Here is a 20032-nt window from a genome sequence, read left to right on the forward strand (position 1 = left end):
TTTATTGTGCAATTTATCAGGCTAAGCTATTTCAAAGCATCTTGGGCACAGCCTTTTACGCTATTGATCACCGCCTGTTTAATCAGACTATTCTTTGCAGATTCATTCATCGATGCCATAGCCAGTTCTTTGGCCGAGATATCCTGCAATGCATGCTCACCAACGCAACCACAAATTTGTTTTTGTGCTGTAGTTTGCTGCCCTGAACTCATAAACAAGGCTGAGGATTGCCAGACTTTTGAAGCATTTAATTCACTTTTACAGCCTTGCTCGATCACCGGTTTCAACATCTTCTGGGTGAAAGTAGAATTTTTATCCGTTGCAAAAACCGGTACAGAACCAGCCAGCAAAGCGACAGCAAATAGCCAGCAAAAACTCTTTTTCACATTCGACCCTAATATTTAACCCGTGATTATTCAGCAGCCCCATACATGAATCCGCTGAATCAGAAACATCTGTCAAGATGCTCAATTATGCTAAAGTATCAATTTCCTTCGCCCATTTCTGCTTTTCAGCAGCAGGAATAAAGGAGGCTTCAAACGAATTTTTTGCCAATTGCTTCAACTCATCATTTGACAGGTTTAAAGCTTTGGTAATTGCAATGAAATTATCATTCATATAACCGCCAAAATAGGATGGATCATCTGAATTGACTGTTACATGCACGCCCTTTTGCAATAAACGGCGGATATTGTGCTGAGCCATATCATCTACCACACAGAGTTTTAAATTACTTAAAGGACATACGGTTAAAGGCATTTTCTCTGCAATCAAACGCTGCATCAGCATTGGATCTTCTTCTGAACGCACACCATGGTCAATCCGGTTCACTCTCAGCAAATCCAGTGCTTCCCAGACATATTCAGCCGGACCTTCTTCGCCAGCATGTGCCACCACCAAAAAGCCTTCTTCTCGCGCTTTGGCAAACACACGTTCAAATTTAGATGGTGGATGTCCCACTTCACTCGAGTCCAGCCCTACTGCAATAATTTGCTCTTTAAAAGGTAAAGCCTGTTCCAGAGTTTGAAATGCCGCTTCTTCACTTAAATGGCGCAAGAAACACATGATCAAATGCGAGCTGATACCCAATTTGCTTTGTGCATCATCACAGGCACGTTTTAAGCCCTGAATCACCGTTGCAAAAGCAATGCCACGATCGGTATGAGTCTGCGGATCGAAGAACATTTCGGTATGAACCACATGGTCTTCAGCACATTTTTCAAAATATGCCCAGGCCAGATCATAGAAGTCCTGTTCATGGATCAGGACATTCGCACCTGCATAATAAATATCCAAAAAAGATTGCAGATTATGAAAGTTATAAGCCTGTTTTACTTCCTCAACAGATTTATACGGAATATCAATATGATTGCGTTGAGCAATCTCGAACATCAGCTCAGGCTCGAAAGTCCCTTCAATATGGACGTGTAACTCTGCCTTTGGCAGGGCTTGAATAAGCTCAAGTTGATTCATATCTTATCCTTATAAAATTTTTCAAAAATAAAAAAGGGTGCAAACCGAGTTTACACCCTATTCTGAATGGGGTGAATTAGCCGCCAAATACAGCAAATTTCAATGCCCAAAGTGCCGCAACAATCCAGACCATATAAGGCACAGTTTTCGCTTTACCTGTGAAGAGCTTGATTAATGCATAGCTGATAAAGCCCATCGCGATACCATCGGCAATTGAATAGGTAAATGGCATGCATACGATGGTTAAAAAAGCAGGAACAGCTTCCGTAATATCATCCCATTCAATGTTGACGATACCCTGAATCATTAACACACCTACAAATAATAATGCAGGTGCAGTAGCAAAACCTGGAACCGATTGCGCCAAAGGTGCCAGGAATAAGCACAGCACGAACAACACGGCAACAACCACAGCAGTCAAACCGGTACGGCCACCAGCCGCAACGCCCGCAGACGATTCGATATAAGGCGTAGTTGATGAAGTACCCAATGCCGCACCCGCCACAATTGCGGTCGAGTCAGCAAACAGTGCTTTTTTCAAACGTGGTAATTTGCCATCTTTTAACAGGCCCGCACGATGTGAAACCCCCACCAGCGTACCCGTCGAGTCAAACAGGTCGACCAGGAAAAATACAAAGATGACACCAATCAGGCTGGCTGTGAACAAGCCTTCAAAGTCCATTTGCAGGAAAGTTGGAGCAATCGATGGAATGGCCCCTACAACACCTTTAAACTCGTTCAGTCCCATTGCCGTAGCAATCGCGGTAATCACCAGAATACTGATAATGATTGCCCCACGGACTTTAAAGTGATGCATCACCACAATCATCAGGAAGCCAAGCAAGGTCAGCAATACCGTCGGTTGTTTCAAGTCACCCAAGCCGACAAGAGTAGCAGGATTATCGACAATAATGCCTGAATTCTTTAATGCAATCAGTGCCAGGAATAAGCCAATCCCCCCGCCTATCGCAAATTTCAGCGACATGGGAATGGCATTGACAATGGCTTCACGGATTTTAAACATACTGATTGCAATAAATACCAGACCCGAGACAAATACAGCAGCCAGTGCAGTTTGCCAAGGTACACCCATGCCCATACACACAGAATAGGTAAAGTAAGCATTCAGGCCCATACCAGGCGCAAGTGCAATCGGATAATTCGCAATCAGTCCCATAACCAGACAGCCAATTGCGGCTGCGAGACAGGTTGCAACAAAGACAGCCCCATGATCCATGCCGGTTTCGGATAAAATCATTGGATTGACAATAATGATGTAACACATGGTTAAGAAAGTGGTTACACCTGCAAGAACTTCTGTGCGAAAACTGGTTTTGTTTTCACTCAGCTTAAATAAGCGTTCAAGCATATGCTCTGAAGATGGATTAGGAGTCGTCATGACTTTACCCCTGTAAGTAAACTTTATGCCGTCAGCACGCTACAAAATTAATGATCCGTTTCTCAAATCACCATTAAGTTTATAGATGCCAGGCAACGAATATTTAAAAATTTCCTTTTAAAAACAAATATTTTGCACAATTTTTCATTCAGTTCGATACAACCGGATCACAAAAATTGTAAACAAAAAAGCCGCATAACTTTTATGCAGCCTACATAGATAAAATAAATCAAATACTTACAATATACATATAATGATTCAATTAAAATCTTGGCAAATTATAACACAATGCTTTTTTATTGTTTTTAAAATTTATTTTGAATTAATATTCAATAAGATAACAATATTTTTCAAACCTATAGTAAAAATCCGAGTACTAAAACTGGCTAGATTTCACATGTAAAGGCCCTGCAGAAGAGATTTTCTCAGTTTCTAGCGGTTCTAGAACCATATTATTTGGATTCGCTTCTACAGTTTTCAAAGATTGATGAGCATCCTGAATCAATTGATCCATTTCCTGTCTTTTTTTCATTTGATTGTCGTGATAAACCCCATATCCCAGTAAAACCACAGCAAAAATAAGGGTGGAAACTAATAATTTTTTCATCATAATTTTTTATTGTTCATCATTTCTCATGATGTTAACAAACGCACACTAAAATATAATGATAAAATATTTCAAAATCCTGTTTATTTTTGAGCAATAAAAATCCCGAAATTTATCGGGATTTTTACCTCGTTATTCTCTCATTTAAGCGGCTTGCTGCTCGTCACGCTTAAAGACCAGCTCACCTTTTAGCGAACTGTCCGCATCAAAATAGTAACCATCCATATTAAATGATTTTAAGTCCTCAGCACGTTTTGCCTGGTTTTCAATGATAAAACGTGCCATTAATCCACGTGCTTTTTTTGCATAAAAACTAATCACCTTGTATTTGCCATTTTTCTGGTCCAGAAAAACCGGCTTAATGATCTCGGCTTTAATTTTGCCTGGTTTGACTGACTTGTAATATTCATCCGAAGCAAGATTCACCAATAGATCTGAATGCACCTCGGCTAAATCCTGGTTAATCAAATCGGTAATGATATTGTCCCAAAAATCATAAAGATGCTGACCACGTGGATTTTTGAGCTTGGTTCCCATTTCCAGGCGATAAGGCATCATCAAATCCAGAGGACGTAACAGGCCATACAGTCCGGACAGCAAACGCAAATGCTGCTGTGCATATGCAATATGCTGCTCATTCAGCGCATAGGCATCCAGTCCGGTATACACATCCCCTTTAAAGGCAAATAAAGCCTGTCGTGCATTAGAAAAATTGAATTCCGGTTGCCAGTCATTAAAACGCTCGACATTTAAATTGGCGATTTTTTCACTCACACTCATTAAATTAGCAATCTCGGTCGCAGAAAGATGACGACTCACATTTATAAGTTCTTGTGAATGTTTCAGCAATCTTGGCAGTGTATGTGCATCGGTTGGAAGTACAGATTCGTAATCTAAAGTCTTGGCAGGAGAAATTAAGGCGAGCATGAATAACCTGTTCAAAAAACAATTAAACAGACTATAACAGTAGCGTTGTGTTATTGCCAATGTGTGTTTTTACTGGGTCTTAGCGCTAAAATAACCGATTCTTCTGTCATGAGTCGGTTTTACATGTCCGAACAAATTTTCCTTCAGGGTCCTGCAGGTCAGCTGGAAGTTTTTGTTGATTATCCACAGGGTGAAGTGAAAGGATTCGCGCTTGTATGTCATCCTCACCCCTTACAAGGCGGAACGCCCCAGCATAAAGTTCCAGCGTTGCTTGCGCAGATGTTTCTTGAGCGTGGCTGTATGGTTTATCGCCCAAGTTTCCGTGGTTCTGGCCAGAGTACGGGTGAACACGATAAAGGCCATGGCGAAACCGATGATATTCTAGAAATTATTCAACAGATTCGCTGCAAGCATATTAGCCTGCCTTTTTATGCTGGGGGCTTTAGCTTTGGTGCCCATGTCATGGCAAAGTGTTTTCATGCCTTGCCCGATGAAATTAAACCCAAACAGTTGATTTTATGTGGACTACCTACTGCGACAGTTGCAGGTGTGCGTCATTACGTCACCCCACAGATTAAAGGAGATATTCTGTTCCTGCATGGTGAAGCTGACGAAGTGACCTTGTTGTCCGACTTGATTGAATGGGCCAAACCGCAGCGACATTTACTCACCATCTTGCCCGGCGCGAATCATTTTTTTACTGGATATTTAAAGCAATTACGGGTGGCTATCTCCCGTTTTCTTGTAGATGAATAAACTCACAATAACAGCATAGAGCATCCATTTATATAGGGTTTCTGCATGGCTTCAAATAAAAGAGGAGGCTTAGCCCTCCTCTTGGTTTATCCATGTGGTCAAAATAAATATTTAACCTTTCCATGTAAAGCCGCTAAAAGATTCATCTTCTTTTAAAGTGTTTTCTACTGCTTGGGCCAATTGATTCAATAAACTCTGTTCCGTAATACGGTCTAGCCAATCCTGATCTTCAGCTGGGTAAGAAGTAATCTCACAGACCAGGTGCCCTTCTGCATCACGACTCTGGCAGGTGACCGATAATGGCAAGGATTGATTGTCTACACTTACCGCAACCTGATCACCACTTTGCGACAAGGTCTGAAAACCGTATTGACCCAGTTCTTTAGACAATAAGTCCGCAACATATTCCTGAGTCACATGACAGTCATTCGGTTGCTGTGACACATGACTATGCTTTTCACAGTTTGCAGTAAATTGTAATTTTCTCATCTGTGTATCCAAAGGCTTTCTTGTTGTATGGTTTTAGCATAAGCAATAAAAGCAAAACAGCCAAGCAAAAGCTTGGCTGTTATTTAACAAATACACAAAATTAGACTAATTATTCACTGACCTGAATCGCCAGACCTGCCTGGTTAGCCAATTCAGTGAAAGTTGGGAAACTGGTTGCCACGGTTTCAGTACCGACAATTTTAATTTCGCTGGAAGTACGCAAGCCCGCCATGGAAAAACTCATGGCGATACGGTGGTCATGATGTGATTCAATTTCACCGCCTGTGAAAATTGCAGACCAGTCACCAGACTTACCCTTACCTTCAATGATGATGCCATCATCGGTTGGCGTGCAGTCAATGCCCATGGTTTTCAAGCCATCTGCCATCACCTGAATACGGTCGGATTCTTTTACGCGAAGCTCGGCAGCACCGGTCAAAATGGTTTGACCCTCTGCACAGGCAGCAGCAATAAATAAGGCTGGGAATTCATCAATCGCCAATGGCACCTGATCTTCCGGCATGTGAATACCTTTTAAGGTGCGCGTGCCGCGAATACGAATGTCGGCAATCGGTTCACCGCCTGCAATACGTTCATTTTCAACCGTTAAATCTGCACCCATCTGTTTCAGGATTTCAATCACACCGGTACGCGTCGGGTTAATCCCTACCGCTTCCAAAGTGACATCGGAACCTTCAGTAATGGCAGCACCCACCATAAAGAATGCAGCAGATGAAATATCGGATGGAACCTGAATGTCAGTACCGACCAATTTGCCGCCACCTTGCAGTGAAATACGGTTGCCTTCAGTTTTCACCTCATAACCAAAGGCACGCAGCATACGTTCCGAGTGGTCACGGGTCGGTTCTGGTTCAGTGACTACAGTTTCACCTTCTGCCCAGAGTCCTGCCAGTAAAATACCTGATTTCACCTGAGCTGAAGCCATTGGCAAGTCGTAGTGAATTCCTTTAAGTGCCTGATTACCGGTAATAGATACCGGTGGCGTACCACGCTCACCTGTAGTCTGAATCTGCGCACCCATTTCACGAAGCGGTTTGGCAATACGCTCCATTGGACGCTTTGATAATGATGCATCACCGGTCATGACTGAATCAAACTTCTGGGCACAGAGCATACCGGAAAGCAGACGCATGGAAGTCCCCGAGTTGCCCATGTATAAGGCACTTGCAGGTGCTTTCAAGCCATGCATGCCTACGCCATGAATGGTCACTTCACCATTTTTAGGCCCTTCAATGCTCACGCCCATATCGCGAAAGGCTTGCAGCGTTGCCAAGGCATCTTCACCTTCCAGGAAACCGGTGACATGGGTCGTGCCTTCAGCAATCGCACCAAACATGATGGAGCGGTGTGACACAGATTTGTCACCTGGCACGGTAAATTTACCTTTAAATGTCTTATCACCCGGCAAAATGGTAAATTGTTGTGTCACTTTATCGTTCTCCATCAAAGGTTTTTTAGCGAGCATATGATTGAAGTGTTGTCGAGCAGCTTGAGCATGCCCAAGCAAGCCCATCAACGCTTGGGAATCTTCATTTTCGATCAGCTTTCGGATTTGCGCCAGTTGTTGTTCAAATCCATCTACTGCATTTAAGATAGCTTTTTTATTGGCAAAAAAGATATCATGCCACATTTGCGGATCGCTGGCGGCAATGCGCGAAAAATCGCGGAAGCCTCCTGCGGCATAACGGAAAATATCCAGATTATCTTCCCGGTTGGCCAGTTGCTCAACCAGGTTAAAAGCCATCAAATGCGGAAGATGGCTGGTATGCGCCAGCACTTCATCGTGCTTGTCCACATCCATGCAAATCACTTCTGCCCTGGCAGCTTGCCACAGTTGAACCAGTTTATCCACAGCCCAGTCGGCACTGCTTGGCAACGGTGTCAAAATGACTTTGTGATTGGCAAACAAATCGACCTTACCCGCATGCACGCCAGTATGTTCGGCGCCTGCAATCGGATGACCCGGAACAAAACCTGCCGGCAGGTTTTCACCATATACGGCTTTGGCTGCATCCACCACATTGCCTTTGGTACTGCCCACATCGGTAATGATGGTGTTGTCTGACAGATAAGGCTTGATGGTTTCTAACACCTTTTGTGTCGCCCGCACAGGCAAAGCCAAAACCACCAGATCTGCACCTTGCACTGCGTCTACAGGATTGCTATAGCCCTCTTGAATCAGACCAAGCGCCTTTGCATCTTCCAGCGTTTTTTGTGAACGTGTAGAGGCAACAATCTGTTTTGCCAGTTTTTCAGCAATGATGACACGCGCCAGACTTGAGCCAATCAGCCCAAGTCCAATAAAGGCAACTTTTTCAAACAGTGGCTGAGACATGGCTTAAGCTTTTTCCTCTACCGCATCAGGCGCTAAATCGAGTACTTTCGCCAGTGCTGTCAGGAACTTCGCATTTTCCGCTTCCGTACCAATCGACACACGCAGATGATTTGCAATACCCACAGGACGTACAATCACACCTTCTTTTAACAAGGCATTGAAGGTTTGCACAGGATCAGCCTGTACATCGACCAAAATAAAGTTGGCACGTGAAGGTACATAGTTTAAGCCCAGTGCCTCAAAGCCCTGTTCCAGCTGCTTCATGCCTGCTTTATTGACAATACGCGATTGCTCGATAAAGTCTTCGTCTTTCAGTGCGGCAACCGCAGCCACCATGGCAAGATGGTTAACGTTAAACGGCTGGCGAATACGGTTCAGGTAATCTGTCACTTCAACCGATGCCAAGGCAAAACCAACACGCAGTGCAGCCAGACCATAACATTTAGACAAGGTACGGCTGACAATAATGTTTGGATATTGTTCCAGGAATTTCAGGCTGTTGAAGTTTTCCGGGAAATATTCCACATACGCTTCGTCCAGAACGACAATCACATTTGCCGGCACTTTTTGCATGAAGGCTTCAAATTCAGCCTCTTCGAACCAGGTTCCGGTCGGGTTATTTGGATTGGCAATAAAGACTAATTTGGTATTGTCTTTAATTGCTGCTGCCATGGCATCCAGATCATGAGCAAAACCTTTGGCCGGCACTTCAATCGCTTCTGCATTAATGGCTTGAGTTACCAAAGCATACACGGCAAAAGCATGCTGGCTATAAATCACCGAGTCTTTCTCTGAAACGAATGTGCGGGCAAACATTTCTAGCAAGTCGTTTGAACCATTACCCAAAGTAATACGGTCAGCGGTCACACCGAATTGTGCCTGAATCTGGTCTTTTAAAATAAAGCCGCCACCATCCGGATAGCGGCCAATTTCTGCCAGTTCAGCTGCCACAGCCTGTTTGACTTTGTCAGAACAACCCAACGGGTTTTCATTCGAAGCTAATTTGACAATATCAGTAATCCCTAACTCACGCTCAAGTTCACTAATAGGTTTACCTGGTTGATAAGGCTTTAACTTTGAGATGCCTTCATTGGCAGGGACAAACGACATGTTACTCTTCCGCTATTTCAAGTGATAAAAGAGATCAGCCTAAAATTAAAAAATCAGGCCGATCACCAGAGTGATTTATAAAACTGCAATCGGATAAGAACCCAATACACGAATTTCTTTGACCAAAGGACGAATTTCCTCAATGGCCGCTTTGACATTTTCTTGCTCGATATGGCCTTCAAGGTCAATAAAGAATACATAGGCCCATTTTTCAGGCAATGCAGGACGGGTTTCAATACTGGTGAGACTAATGTTGTGTTTGGCAAATGGCGCCAGGATTTCCAGCAAGGCACCAGCACGGTCATGTGCAGAAATCAGCAATGAAGTTTTGTCATTGCCACTTGGCGGCACTTTTTCACGGCCAATTACCAAGAAACGGGTGGTATTTTCCGGATTGTCTTCAATATTGCTGTGCAGGATTTCCAGCTCATAAAGATTGGCAGCCACTTCTGATGCAATCGCGGCGGAATGCCATTCATTGCGAATACGGCGTGCCGCTTCAGCATTTGAACTTAAGGCAACACGTTCAACGCCCGGATAATGGGCATCTAACCATTTTCGGCATTGCGCCAAGGTTTGCTGATGGGCATAAATCTGTTTAATGCTGTCTTTACGGGTATTGGATGACACCAGGAACTGGTGATGAATGCGCAATTCCACTTCACCAATCACATTTAGGTGGGAAGATTTAAAACAGTCTAAAGTATGGTTCACCACACCTTCAGATGAATTTTCGACCGGCACCAGACCATAATGTGCACCACCCGCTTCTACTTCACGGAATACTTCATCAATGGTAGGAAGTGGGTGAACAATGGCATCCTGACCAAAATGTTTCAATACTGCTGAATGGGTATAGGTACCGACTGGCCCCAGGAAAGCAATGCTTTGTGGCGCTTCCAATGCCAGACATGCAGACATGATTTCACGGAACAAACGTGCCATGGTCACATCAGATAAGGGTCCTTCATTACGCTGCATAACATTGCGCAAAACTTGTGCTTCACGTTCAGGACGGTAAAACAATGGATTCTCTTCAGCTGCAAACTTTGCTTTTGCTACCGCTTCGGCCAATCTGGCACGTCGGTTAATAAGCTGTTGAATCTGTTGATCTACAGAATCAATATCCTCACGGATTTGAGCAAGGTCAAGAGAAGTCGTCGTGTTTTGATCGTCGTTGATCATTGTTATGTTGCCCTTCAAAAACGTTATGCAAACAGTATAACAATAGTTAGCTTTCAAATGTTACGCAATAAGACTTTGATTGATTCAGTCTTAAAAACATACAGTTGATTTAATCAGCAATTTTATTCCTCATGTTTTACCCTGAGTATTTAAAATTGATGAGCTTTTGCCAGTTCGCTAAAAATGACAGCACAGCTGTACATTTATAATTCAGCAAACTGGCTAGCGATTTTATGTCATTTCATTGAATAAATTTATCGGTATTTGCAAATAAGCTCATCGTTAAAAACGCTTAATACTGAGCAGCTTTGATGAAAGCGGTTCCGGCCCATAAACCTGAAATGCCGAAAATGACTTTGTGTAGTATTCCAGATAAATATATTCAAGCGCCCATCAAAACATTTATAGCTCCCAACCAAGCCGCCCAGTCTTGCCTTGTATCACAGGAGAAAATGCCATGAAGTCTAGCTGACCGCATACTCGCCATCTGAAAAATGCTGTCTGCCAGCTTTTGACACATACAGAAACAAAAGTTTTTTACTTAATTTTTTAACCCTTACAAATAGTTAAAAATAGCGCCAAAGCTTTATCCATAGGGACTTTCGCATATTCAAGAGTTATTTACCAAACTCCATCACAATAGCTTAATGATTAATTTATAGTCTGTTAACAAAGCAATTCGGAGAACAACAATGTCCAAAAGAATCGCCGTTTTAGTGACCCATGATTTTGAAGATGCTGAATATTCAGAACCCGTGCAAGCCTTTCGCGCTGCACGCCATAGTGTTTTAAATATCGAAACCAAAGCAGGCAATATTGTCTATAGCCATAAACGGAAATCGGCCATCACCATTGACCAAAGTATAGATGATGTCACAGTGCATGATTTTGATGCCTTGCTCATTCCTGGAGGATATTCTCCCGACCGGCTCCGTGGCGATGACCGTTTCGTGAATTTTGTGCGTAATTTTGCTCATGCAGAAAAACCCATTTTGAGCATTTGTCATGGTCCGCAGCTCCTGATTACGGCCAAAGTCGTAAAAGGCCGCTTGATGACCACCATTAAAACGGTTGCCAAGGATCTGATTAATGCCGGCGCGGTCTATTATGATGTGGGTGTGGTCAATGATAACAATCTGTATATCTCATCACGCTCACCCGATGATTTGCCTGCGTTTATAGAAGAAAGTCTCATGGTTTTAAATCAATAAAAAAGCACCCCGCAAAGTTAGACCCAGGGTCCAGCCTTTAGGGTGCCGTTCTATTTATTCCGCTCTGTTTTTATTGTAGCGTCTTAATCATGAATTAACGCCCCAATAAACTACGCGCTACAATCTCTTTCATAATTTCATTGGTTCCACCGTAAATTCGCTGAATACGGGCATCTACAAAGAACCGTGAAATTGGATATTCCGTCATATAACCATAGCCACCAAACAGCTGTAACAGCTTATCCGCTATTTTCATCTGCATGTCGGTGGCAAAACTTTTTAAAGCAGCGGCAGTTTCAACATCCAGTTTACCCTGCATATATAATTCAACGTTCTGGTTATAAAAAGCAGCCGTCGCCTGTTCCTCTATTTTTGCCTGCGCCAGAACAAAACGGGTATTCTGGAACTGGCTGATATGCTGACCAAAAGCCTGACGCTCTTTGACATAAGCAATGGTGACATCAATTGAACCGCGAATGGCGCCAATCGCCGTTGCAGCAATGGCAGTACGTTCCCGTGGCAATTCCTGCATTAAATAGGCAAAACCCTGTCCTGCCTGTCCCAGCAGCTGCTCTTTAGGCACCTGGATGTTATCAAAGAACAGTTCGGAAGTATCTTGTGAATGCAAACCAATTTTGTTGAGGTTGGTGCCTTTTTTAAATCCTTCCAGATGTGTATCCAAAAGCAGTAAAGACACGCCTTTTGCCCGTGCTTGCGGATCAGTTTTAGCTGCCAGCACCACCAGGTCAGCATGTTGACCATTGGAGATAAAGGTTTTGGAACCATTGAGCAGATAGTGATCTCCCTGCAAGATGGCATTGGTACGCATTGCCTGCAAGTCGGAACCGGCACCTGGCTCCGTCATGCCAATCGCCCCCACCACTTCACCTGTCACCATTTTCGGCAACCAGTACCGCTTTTGTTCTTCTGTCCCTATATGCAAAATATAAGGTGCCGCAATTTCAGAGTGGCATGAAATCCCTGTCGATATGGCACTAAATCCGGCACGTGCCGATTCTTCCACTAACATTAATGAATAATGGGTTGGCACCCCATAACCGCCATATTCTTCAGGTACATCCACACACAAGAAGCCATTTTCGCCCAGTAAATTCCAGATTTCACGCGGCATAATGCCTTGCTGTTCCCACTGTTCATAATGCGGTGCAATATGCTCATTCAAAAAGCGTCTGAAGTTGTCACGGAATAATTCTAAATCAGCATCATAAGCCAACATATAGCGTCCTTGTCTTTCGTCATTGTTATTTGTTCTAGGCCCCCATCCTATTCATTTTATTGGATGCTGTCATGCGTTATGACAGTCTTCTTTTATGACTCCAAGGTCAATAAAAAAGGAAGCCGAAGCTTCCTTTTTAGCATCAAAACCGATTAAGCATGGGTTTGATTCGTTTCATCCAGCATTTTCTGGTCAACCATTTCCGGGTTGTTTAATGCTGCATTTAATTGAGCTGTATCTAATTGACCGACCCATTTCGCAACCACAATGGTCGCCAATGAGTTACCGACCAGATTGGTCAAGGCACGTGCTTCTGACATGAAGCGGTCAATACCCAGAATCAGGGCCAGACCAGCTACAGGAATATGACCTACAGCAGACAATGTTGCCGCCATAACAATAAAGCCAGAACCTGTTACACCTGCCGCACCTTTAGAAGAAATTAACAACACTGCTAAAAGCGTAATTTCATGTGTTAAATCAAGCTGAGTATTGGTTGCCTGTGCAATGAAGATTGCGGCCATGGTTAAATAGATGGAAGTACCATCCAGATTAAATGAATAACCGGTAGGAATTACCAGACCCACGACCGATTTTTCACACCCGGCAATTTCCAGTTTCTTCAACATACGAGGAAGTACGGATTCAGAAGAAGATGTACCCAGTACAATCAATAACTCTTCACGAATCATGCGGATCATTTTCAGGATGCTGAAACCGCAGAAACGCGCGATACTACCCAATACAATAAAGATGAACAGCAAACAGGTAATATAAAAACAGATGATGAGTTGAGCGAGCTGAGCCAGTGAACCAATACCATACTTACCAATTGTAAATGCCATCGCACCGAACGCACCAATCGGCGCAAGTTTCATGATCATGTTTACGATGTTAAAGAACACATGCGAAATCTGATCGATGAGTTTAAGGACGGGTTTACCTGCATCGCCCAATTTATGTAACGCAAAACCAAACAGCAATGCAAATAAAAGGACCTGAAGAATTTCACCTTCGGCAAAGGCACCGACCACCGTATTCGGGATGATATTCATAAAGAAATCAAGTGTCGATTGAGATGCACCGGACTCTACATACTTCGAAATACCTGATGTATCTAAAGTTGCAGGATCGATGTTCATGCCTACACCCGGTTTGGCAATATTAATCACCAGCAAACCGATAATTAACGCCAGTGTTGAGACCACCTCAAAATAAAGCAGTGCAATACCACCTGTTTTACCCACAGATTTCATGCTTTCCATACCTGCGATACCGCTGACCACAGTACAGAAAATCACGGGGGCAATAATCATTTTGATCAGCTTGATGAAAGCGTCACCTAATGGTTTTAATTGCTCGCCCAAGCCGGGAACACTTTGCTTAACGCCATCCACGATTACGGATGAACTTGGGTAAAAATGCCCAACAATCACACCTAAAATAATGGCAATAACGACTTGAAAATACAGCGACTTATAGATTGGTTTCTTAGTCATAACATTACTTCTTCAGATATTTCCAAAACTAGAAATATTCAGTTTTAGCCTATTCTTACGAATACACTGCCCTTAATCTCCAGGCATTCACACCTAGGAAAATTAAAAGTATGCAGTGATCTAAGATACTGGAATATATAGAAATTTATAAAAAAGTAGTTACCATCAGAACACCATTAAAATTTATCAAAAATTTAAATGGTTAAATTGGGAGATGATAAGAACAATTAAAAAATTATATCAATTGTTTAAATTTTACCTGATTTTTAAAAGCTTATGCAGGTCGCATTGTTAATTTTGGCTAAAATATCACCACAAATTATTAAACATTAGTCGAAGACCACTAAAACACTTTTATATAAATTAAGCTGAAATAATTTTTTTGTCTTTATAAAATAGCATTACACTTATTTTTATCGCCAAGAAAACTCAGCTTATGCAAACCAAAAGAAATATCTATAAAGACTTTGAACATCCTTTTGCACAATATGTCCGTATTATAGGCAAAGGAAAAAACGGTGCCCGTTCGCTGACTTTTGACGAAGCCTATCAGGCATTCAGCATGATTCTAAAAGATGAAGTGCTTGATGTGCAGTTGGGCGCTTTCCTGATGCTACTTCGTGTTAAAGAAGAATCTGTCGATGAACTGGCCGGTTTTGTCCAGGCCACCCGTGACCAGCTCAATTTCAGGACCCTGGATGTAGACTTGGACTGGTCATCTTATGCCGGCAAGCGTAAGCATTATCCCTGGTTCTTACTGGCAGCTCTAACCTTAGCCAAACATGGCTACAAGGTGGTCATGCATGGTGCATCCGGACATACCATTAACCGCCTTTATACTGAACAGGTCCTGGAATACTTAGGCTATCTAATCTGCCAGAATGACAGCGATGTGGAACAGCAGTTACAGCAACGCAATTTTGCCTATCTGCCCTTGCAAGCAATTTCACCTATTTTGAGTGATTTGATCTCACTGCGGAATGTGATGGGTTTGCGTTCTCCTATTCATACCCTTGCCCGTTTAATTAATCCATTTAATGCTAAAGCCACCATGCAGGCGATTTTCCATCCGGCTTATCGTAGCTCTCACCAACAGGCAGCCTTTAAACTGGGCTATCAAAATAGTGCGGTAATTAAAGGTGAAGGTGGTGAATTTGAACGGAATCCGGATGCCAAAACCTTAATCTGCGGAATTAAAAATGGTGAGCTGTACGAACACGAACTCCCTAAACTGACCGATAACCGTAGTCCTGTTGAAGAAGAACTGGACTTGGCTGTATTTAAAGCCGTATGGGAAGGCAAACAGCATCATGAGTATGGTGAAGTTGCAGTAACGGAAACCATGGGAATTGCTTTATACACGATGGGCGCGTGTGCTTCTTATGAAGAGGCGATGTTAAAAGCCAAGGAACTTTGGGTAAATCGCAAGTCTAAAATCTAATTTGATGCAGAATAAATGATACGTGATAAAGCCATTCGCAATTGTTCGAGGCTAGACTTCATTTGATAAAAATGGTTCTGCGAAACATTCATCTAATAATAGTATCGAACGAGTTTTGCGATGAGAACACTTGAAACATGTTTCAAGTGTTCGCAAGATGACTTTGGCCTTACGAAGGAATACTTCTCAGGGCTTATCCAAAGTAACAGGATGAGCTTCTATATAAATTGAGATTTATCGGTAAGACACCGTCGTACCCTTCAAAAAATTAAGATATAAAAAAAGACACCGCAGTGTCTTTTTTATTGCAAATAAATATTTAAACAAAACGAATAGGCTTAAACTCTTCATCCTGCTTTGGATCATGTGAATCGCAGTGTTCATCTTCTTCTTTGGTACCGCGGTCAATATAGCCACTACGCTCAGTTTCAGGCAAGTTTTTCATTTCCCAGGCATAAACTGCCTGCATACAGATTTGACGTTGCTCTGTGGTCAGCGCTACGCCATTTGGCCATTTACCAATTTCCACTGCTGTCTTTAAACGCGCAACAATTTCAGGATCGAGTACGGCCAGCATTTGTTCAATATTCATCATTTAATCCTGCTGTTGTAGAGAGTCAAAATCTTGGTTCCAGCCCAGCTTGGTACGACAGGCGATATAGAAATCATAACCGGGTGGATGAAGGAGATTCAATTTAAATGGATGTTTGCGGATATGTAAACTATCCCCAACACTAAGTGAAACGCTGTGCTGACCATCGGCACTGACCATGGGCAATACACGGTTTTCACGAATGATAATCTTGATTTCACTATGTCCACCAACCACAATCGGACGTGAAGACAAGGTATGCGGGTGCATCGGCACCAAAGAAATGGCATCCATACTCGGATGAACAATCGGACCACCACCAGAAAGCGCATATGCCGTAGAACCGGTAGGCGTTGAAACAATCAAACCGTCACTATGCTGACGATAGACATATTGACCATCAATATTCAGTTCAAAGTCAATCATATGCACCGATTTTCCTGAATGCAGCACCACATCATTCAAGGCAATCGCATCATAAATGCTTTCGCCCTTGGAGCGGATTTCCATTTCCAGCAAAAAGCGGCGGTCAAGCTGAAACTCGCCTTTGAGCACCTGGTCCAGCTTAAAAATAACCTCGGTCGGCTTGATATCGGTTAAAAAACCCAGACGACCACGGTTTACCCCAATAACTGGGGTATTGTGTCTAACCAGGGCACGTGCTGCATGCAGTAAAGAACCATCACCGCCCACCACAATGACCAGATCAACCACTTCACCCAGTAAACTGCGGCTTACCGTTTGCGTATTGCTATAAGGGACTAAGGCTGCTGTTTCCGAATCAAAAACAGGATGTAAACCTAAACTTAAAAGATGGTCATGAATAAGACTTAAAGTTTCCACGACGGAGGATTTATCTGGACGCCCTATTAATCCAATGTTCCGAAAAGTTTTATGTGAAATTTGCACCTGGGTCATCGCTCCGCTACGATTCCTGCCTATCATAGCATTAACCCTGTTCATTTTAAAAAACTTTAAGTTCACATTGCACTGACAATGCTGCGATTTCAAAGACTCAACCTGATTTTAGCCAGCAGCCAGATGGGCGTACTTTACATATAGTGAACACCCCAAATCAGCATGGTTTTTTACGCTAAATGTCAGCCATTTTATAAAATTGCTTTTAACGGAATAACTTAGATGTTTAAAGCTGTTTTATTTGCTTTAATAGGAACATATTATTGGCAAATACGGTTTTAATTCCAGAAATAATATCTGTTATAAAATCAAAGACTCATTACCAATATTTTGTCCGGTTTCTTGTTATATTTTCTCTTCATTCACAGATTAATTATTGCAAAAAAATGAAAAGCTTCGCATGATTAGCACAATTTATTTGGATCTTATAATCATTGATGAAGTCTGAACGCGGGATCGGTTTACTGGCCCTTATTTTTTCAATATTAGTCATTGGCGTCTTCTTGGTTTTTAGTGTCTATTTAATCCGAATGGACAATATTGTACGCAATAAATTTGAAGGACAGCGCTGGGATATTCCGGCAAAGGTTTTTGCCCGTCCTTTGGAAATTTATACCAATGCACCGGTCAACCAGACAGACTTCACTCAGGAACTCAAACTTCTGGGCTATAAAAGTTCTGACAGCTATACTCAATCCGGCAGTTATGTAAGCTCCGGTGATGCCCTGTATGTGCATACCCGCGGCTTTGACTTTGGTGACAGCGTTGAACCCGAGCAGGTCTTAAAAGTTACCTTTAACAATAATCAGATTGGTGAAGTCAGTGCAACCAAGCCTTCGTCTACCGGCATTGCACGTTTAGAACCTTTATTGATTGGCGGAATTTATCCGCAACATAATGAAGACCGTGTGCTGATTAAGCTTAATAATGTGCCTAAACCGCTCATTGAAGCCCTGATCTCAACGGAAGACCGTAACTTTTATCATCACCATGGCATATCGGTTCGTGGTACAGCGCGTGCTGTAGTCAGCAATCTCACCGGTGGCAAACGTCAGGGGGGTTCTACCCTGACCCAGCAGCTGGTGAAAAACTTCTACTTAAGCCCGGAAAGAACCTTAAAACGTAAAGTCAATGAAGCCCTCATGGCCATGCTGATTGAGCTTCATTATGACAAAGATGAAATTCTGGAAGCGTATTTAAATGAAGTGAACCTAGGGCAAAATGGCAATTATTCCATTAATGGCTATGGTCTGGCTTCACAGTTTTATTTCGGCTTGCCGCTACGCGAACTGAATATTGCCCAGCAGGCTTATTTAGTCGGTCTGGTGCAAGGGCCTTCCCTGTTTAATCCGTGGAAAAATCCGGAAGGCGCAAAAAAACGCCGCGATATCGTGTTAAACAATATGCTGGTGATGGGCTATCTGACTCAGGAGCAGTTTGAAAAAGAAGTTGCACGACCACTCAATGTAATTGCAAAACCCACCTTGGGACCTGCCCGCTTCCCAGATTTCATGGATATTGTACGTCGACAGCTACGCACCGAATATCAGGAAGGCGATTTAACCAATCAGGGCCTAAAAATCTTTACCACACTGGACCCGATTGCCCAAACCAAGGTACAGGAAGCGTTTAAAGCTTCTGTTTCCAGTCTGGCCAATGCCAACCCTAAACGTTTAAAAGACTTGCAGGGCGCTGTTTTGATTTCTCATCCTGAAAATGGTGAACTGGTTGCAGCTTTGGGCTCGACTCAGGACTTTACCGGCTTTAACCGTGCGCTGGATGCAAAACGTCAGGTCGGTTCCTTGCTTAAACCGGTCATTTACTTAAGCGCGATTGAATCTGGACGTTATAACTGGGCTACACCGGTTGAAGATAGTGCATTAAACGTTTATAGCGAAGGTAAAAACTGGACGCCTAAAAACTACAGTGGGGGCGAGCATGGCGTTGTTCCTATGTCCGAAGCGTTGGCGAACTCCTACAACCTGGCTGCCGTACGTTTGGGTCAGGAGTTTGGAATTTCGACTTTTAGCAATCACCTGAAAAAATTTGGCGTGACTGCCAATATTCCAAGCTATCCATCGATCTTTCTGGGGGCGATTGATATGTCACCGATGGAAGTGATGAGTATTTACGGCAATTTTGCAACTGGCGGTTTCAAATATCCTATCAAGTCCATTCGCTCGGTGGTCGATTCCAATGGACGCCTGCTCGATCGTTATGGCCTGACGCCACAACAAACCATCGATGCTTCTGCGGCCTATATTCTGAATTATGGTTTACAGCAAGTCATGAGCTCGGGTACGGGACGTGCAGCTTATAGCGCTTTCCCTACCGACCTGAAACTGGCAGGCAAATCGGGGACCACCAATGATACCCGTGACTCCTGGTTTGCAGGCTATTCAGGCAATTATCTCAGTGTGGTCTGGCTGGGTTTGGATAATAACAAGGTGACTGGCCTAACCGGTTCTTCAGGTGCGCTTCCGGTCTGGATTAATGTCATGAAACAGTTGCGTCAGAAACCGGTTAACCTGCGTCAGACCGAAAATGTGCAATGGCAATGGATTGACCGTTCTAGTGGATATTTATCTGCGCAAGGTTGTGAAGGCGCCATGTACATTCCCTTACTTCGCAGTAATATGCCACGTCAGGCCACTGCCTGCGGTTTACCGAACTATCAGGTAGAACCTGCTTACAATCCTGATACTGAAAACAATCAGGCACCTGTCGATCAAAACGATAGTATTGGTAACTATATTCGTGAAAGTGAGACTGAAACGCAGAACGAGGATTCTACGAATCAGGTCATTTCAAGTGGTAGTTATAACAATTAAG

The 20032-nt window shown here is 43.1% G+C and carries 17 protein-coding genes; 4 read left to right on the plus strand and 13 right to left on the minus strand.

Annotation, left to right across the window (positions count from 1 at the left end):
* Positions 1-26: 26 nt before the first annotated feature.
* The 5 genes from BLP85_RS02155 to yaaA all read right to left on the minus strand — a co-directional run bounded on the left by BLP85_RS02155 (position 27) and on the right by yaaA (position 4406).
* Positions 27-386: a hypothetical protein gene (locus BLP85_RS02155; protein WP_228143238.1), complete on the minus strand. Its 360-nt coding sequence runs from the start codon at positions 384-386 to the stop codon at positions 27-29.
* Positions 387-471: 85 nt separating this feature from the next.
* Positions 472-1473 (minus strand): adenosine deaminase, encoded by a 1002-nt coding sequence (locus tag BLP85_RS02160; RefSeq protein WP_092818497.1) that lies wholly within the window; start codon positions 1471-1473, stop codon positions 472-474.
* A gap of 76 nt (positions 1474-1549) precedes the next feature.
* Positions 1550-2872, minus strand: coding sequence for an NCS2 family permease (locus BLP85_RS02165; protein ID WP_092818498.1), 1323 nt, complete (start codon positions 2870-2872; stop codon positions 1550-1552).
* A gap of 376 nt (positions 2873-3248) precedes the next feature.
* Entirely contained in the window at positions 3249-3482 is a 234-nt protein-coding gene (locus BLP85_RS02170) for a hypothetical protein (protein ID WP_092818499.1), read from the minus strand.
* A gap of 141 nt (positions 3483-3623) precedes the next feature.
* A complete protein-coding gene (gene yaaA, locus BLP85_RS02175; protein ID WP_092818500.1) occupies positions 3624-4406 on the minus strand; it encodes a peroxide stress protein YaaA in 783 nt (260 codons plus the stop codon).
* Positions 4407-4529: 123 nt separating this feature from the next.
* On the opposite strand from yaaA, the gene BLP85_RS02180 reads away from it, so the two are divergent.
* Complete coding sequence (locus tag BLP85_RS02180; protein WP_092818501.1) at positions 4530-5162, plus strand: alpha/beta hydrolase; 633 nt, start codon at positions 4530-4532, stop codon at positions 5160-5162.
* Between the two features lie 111 nt (positions 5163-5273).
* Here the strand turns inward: BLP85_RS02180 and BLP85_RS02185 are convergent, their stop codons facing one another.
* The 4 genes from BLP85_RS02185 to pheA form a co-directional block, all read right to left on the minus strand.
* Positions 5274-5651, minus strand: coding sequence for a hypothetical protein (locus BLP85_RS02185; RefSeq protein ID WP_092818502.1), 378 nt, complete (start codon positions 5649-5651; stop codon positions 5274-5276).
* 109 nt (positions 5652-5760) lie between these two features.
* Positions 5761-8007 (minus strand): bifunctional prephenate dehydrogenase/3-phosphoshikimate 1-carboxyvinyltransferase, encoded by a 2247-nt coding sequence (locus tag BLP85_RS02190; protein WP_092818503.1) that lies wholly within the window; start codon positions 8005-8007, stop codon positions 5761-5763.
* A gap of 3 nt (positions 8008-8010) precedes the next feature.
* On the minus strand, positions 8011-9117 hold the full coding sequence (gene hisC / locus BLP85_RS02195; protein WP_092818504.1) for a histidinol-phosphate transaminase: 1107 nt from the start codon (positions 9115-9117) through the stop codon (positions 8011-8013).
* A gap of 75 nt (positions 9118-9192) precedes the next feature.
* A complete protein-coding gene (gene pheA / locus BLP85_RS02200; RefSeq protein WP_092818505.1) occupies positions 9193-10302 on the minus strand; it encodes a prephenate dehydratase in 1110 nt (369 codons plus the stop codon).
* A gap of 692 nt (positions 10303-10994) precedes the next feature.
* On the opposite strand from pheA, the gene BLP85_RS02205 reads away from it, so the two are divergent.
* The gene (locus BLP85_RS02205) at positions 10995-11513 is read left to right on the plus strand and encodes a type 1 glutamine amidotransferase domain-containing protein (RefSeq protein ID WP_092818506.1); all 519 of its coding nucleotides are present in this window, start codon (positions 10995-10997) and stop codon (positions 11511-11513) included.
* Positions 11514-11607: 94 nt separating this feature from the next.
* Here the strand turns inward: BLP85_RS02205 and BLP85_RS02210 are convergent, their stop codons facing one another.
* Together BLP85_RS02210 and BLP85_RS02215 are read right to left on the minus strand one after the other, a co-directional pair.
* Positions 11608-12750, minus strand: coding sequence for an acyl-CoA dehydrogenase family protein (locus tag BLP85_RS02210; protein WP_092818507.1), 1143 nt, complete (start codon positions 12748-12750; stop codon positions 11608-11610).
* Positions 12751-12902: 152 nt separating this feature from the next.
* Positions 12903-14249, minus strand: coding sequence for a dicarboxylate/amino acid:cation symporter (locus BLP85_RS02215; protein WP_092818508.1), 1347 nt, complete (start codon positions 14247-14249; stop codon positions 12903-12905).
* Between the two features lie 436 nt (positions 14250-14685).
* Here BLP85_RS02215 and BLP85_RS02220 point away from each other — a divergent pair, with 436 nt between their 5' ends.
* Positions 14686-15690 (plus strand): glycosyl transferase family protein, encoded by a 1005-nt coding sequence (locus BLP85_RS02220; RefSeq protein WP_092818509.1) that lies wholly within the window; start codon positions 14686-14688, stop codon positions 15688-15690.
* Between the two features lie 319 nt (positions 15691-16009).
* Here the strand turns inward: BLP85_RS02220 and BLP85_RS02225 are convergent, their stop codons facing one another.
* Positions 16010-16282 carry a YeaC family protein gene (locus tag BLP85_RS02225; protein ID WP_092818954.1) on the minus strand — a complete coding sequence of 91 codons (273 nt, stop codon included), beginning with the start codon at positions 16280-16282 and terminating at the stop codon, positions 16010-16012.
* 3 nt (positions 16283-16285) lie between these two features.
* Positions 16286-17227, minus strand: coding sequence for an NAD(+) kinase (locus tag BLP85_RS02230; RefSeq protein ID WP_092818510.1), 942 nt, complete (start codon positions 17225-17227; stop codon positions 16286-16288).
* A gap of 410 nt (positions 17228-17637) precedes the next feature.
* Here BLP85_RS02230 and mrcB point away from each other — a divergent pair, with 410 nt between their 5' ends.
* Positions 17638-20031, plus strand: coding sequence for a penicillin-binding protein 1B (gene mrcB / locus BLP85_RS02235; RefSeq protein WP_092818511.1), 2394 nt, complete (start codon positions 17638-17640; stop codon positions 20029-20031).
* Position 20032 lies beyond the last annotated feature (1 nt).

The sequence above is a fragment of the Acinetobacter kookii genome, assembly GCF_900096895.1.
GTDB classification, from domain to species: Bacteria; Pseudomonadota; Gammaproteobacteria; order Pseudomonadales; family Moraxellaceae; genus Acinetobacter; species Acinetobacter kookii.

Coding starts and splice junctions, on each gene's coding strand:
- BLP85_RS02230 (WP_092818510.1), bottom strand. CDS start 17,227: ATGATAGGCAGGAATCGTAGCGGAGCGATGACCCAGGTGCAAATTTCA.
- BLP85_RS02215 (WP_092818508.1), bottom strand. CDS start 14,249: ATGACTAAGAAACCAATCTATAAGTCGCTGTATTTTCAAGTCGTTATT.
- BLP85_RS02210 (WP_092818507.1), bottom strand. CDS start 12,750: ATGTTGGCTTATGATGCTGATTTAGAATTATTCCGTGACAACTTCAGA.
- BLP85_RS02185 (WP_092818502.1), bottom strand. CDS start 5,651: ATGAGAAAATTACAATTTACTGCAAACTGTGAAAAGCATAGTCATGTG.
- hisC (WP_092818504.1), bottom strand. CDS start 9,117: ATGTCGTTTGTCCCTGCCAATGAAGGCATCTCAAAGTTAAAGCCTTAT.
- BLP85_RS02225 (WP_092818954.1), bottom strand. CDS start 16,282: ATGAATATTGAACAAATGCTGGCCGTACTCGATCCTGAAATTGTTGCG.
- BLP85_RS02165 (WP_092818498.1), bottom strand. CDS start 2,872: ATGACGACTCCTAATCCATCTTCAGAGCATATGCTTGAACGCTTATTT.
- BLP85_RS02190 (WP_092818503.1), bottom strand. CDS start 8,007: ATGTCTCAGCCACTGTTTGAAAAAGTTGCCTTTATTGGACTTGGGCTG.
- BLP85_RS02205 (WP_092818506.1), top strand. CDS start 10,995: ATGTCCAAAAGAATCGCCGTTTTAGTGACCCATGATTTTGAAGATGCT.
- BLP85_RS02170 (WP_092818499.1), bottom strand. CDS start 3,482: ATGATGAAAAAATTATTAGTTTCCACCCTTATTTTTGCTGTGGTTTTA.
- pheA (WP_092818505.1), bottom strand. CDS start 10,302: ATGATCAACGACGATCAAAACACGACGACTTCTCTTGACCTTGCTCAA.
- BLP85_RS02220 (WP_092818509.1), top strand. CDS start 14,686: ATGCAAACCAAAAGAAATATCTATAAAGACTTTGAACATCCTTTTGCA.
- BLP85_RS02160 (WP_092818497.1), bottom strand. CDS start 1,473: ATGAATCAACTTGAGCTTATTCAAGCCCTGCCAAAGGCAGAGTTACAC.
- yaaA (WP_092818500.1), bottom strand. CDS start 4,406: ATGCTCGCCTTAATTTCTCCTGCCAAGACTTTAGATTACGAATCTGTA.
- BLP85_RS02180 (WP_092818501.1), top strand. CDS start 4,530: ATGTCCGAACAAATTTTCCTTCAGGGTCCTGCAGGTCAGCTGGAAGTT.
- mrcB (WP_092818511.1), top strand. CDS start 17,638: ATGAAGTCTGAACGCGGGATCGGTTTACTGGCCCTTATTTTTTCAATA.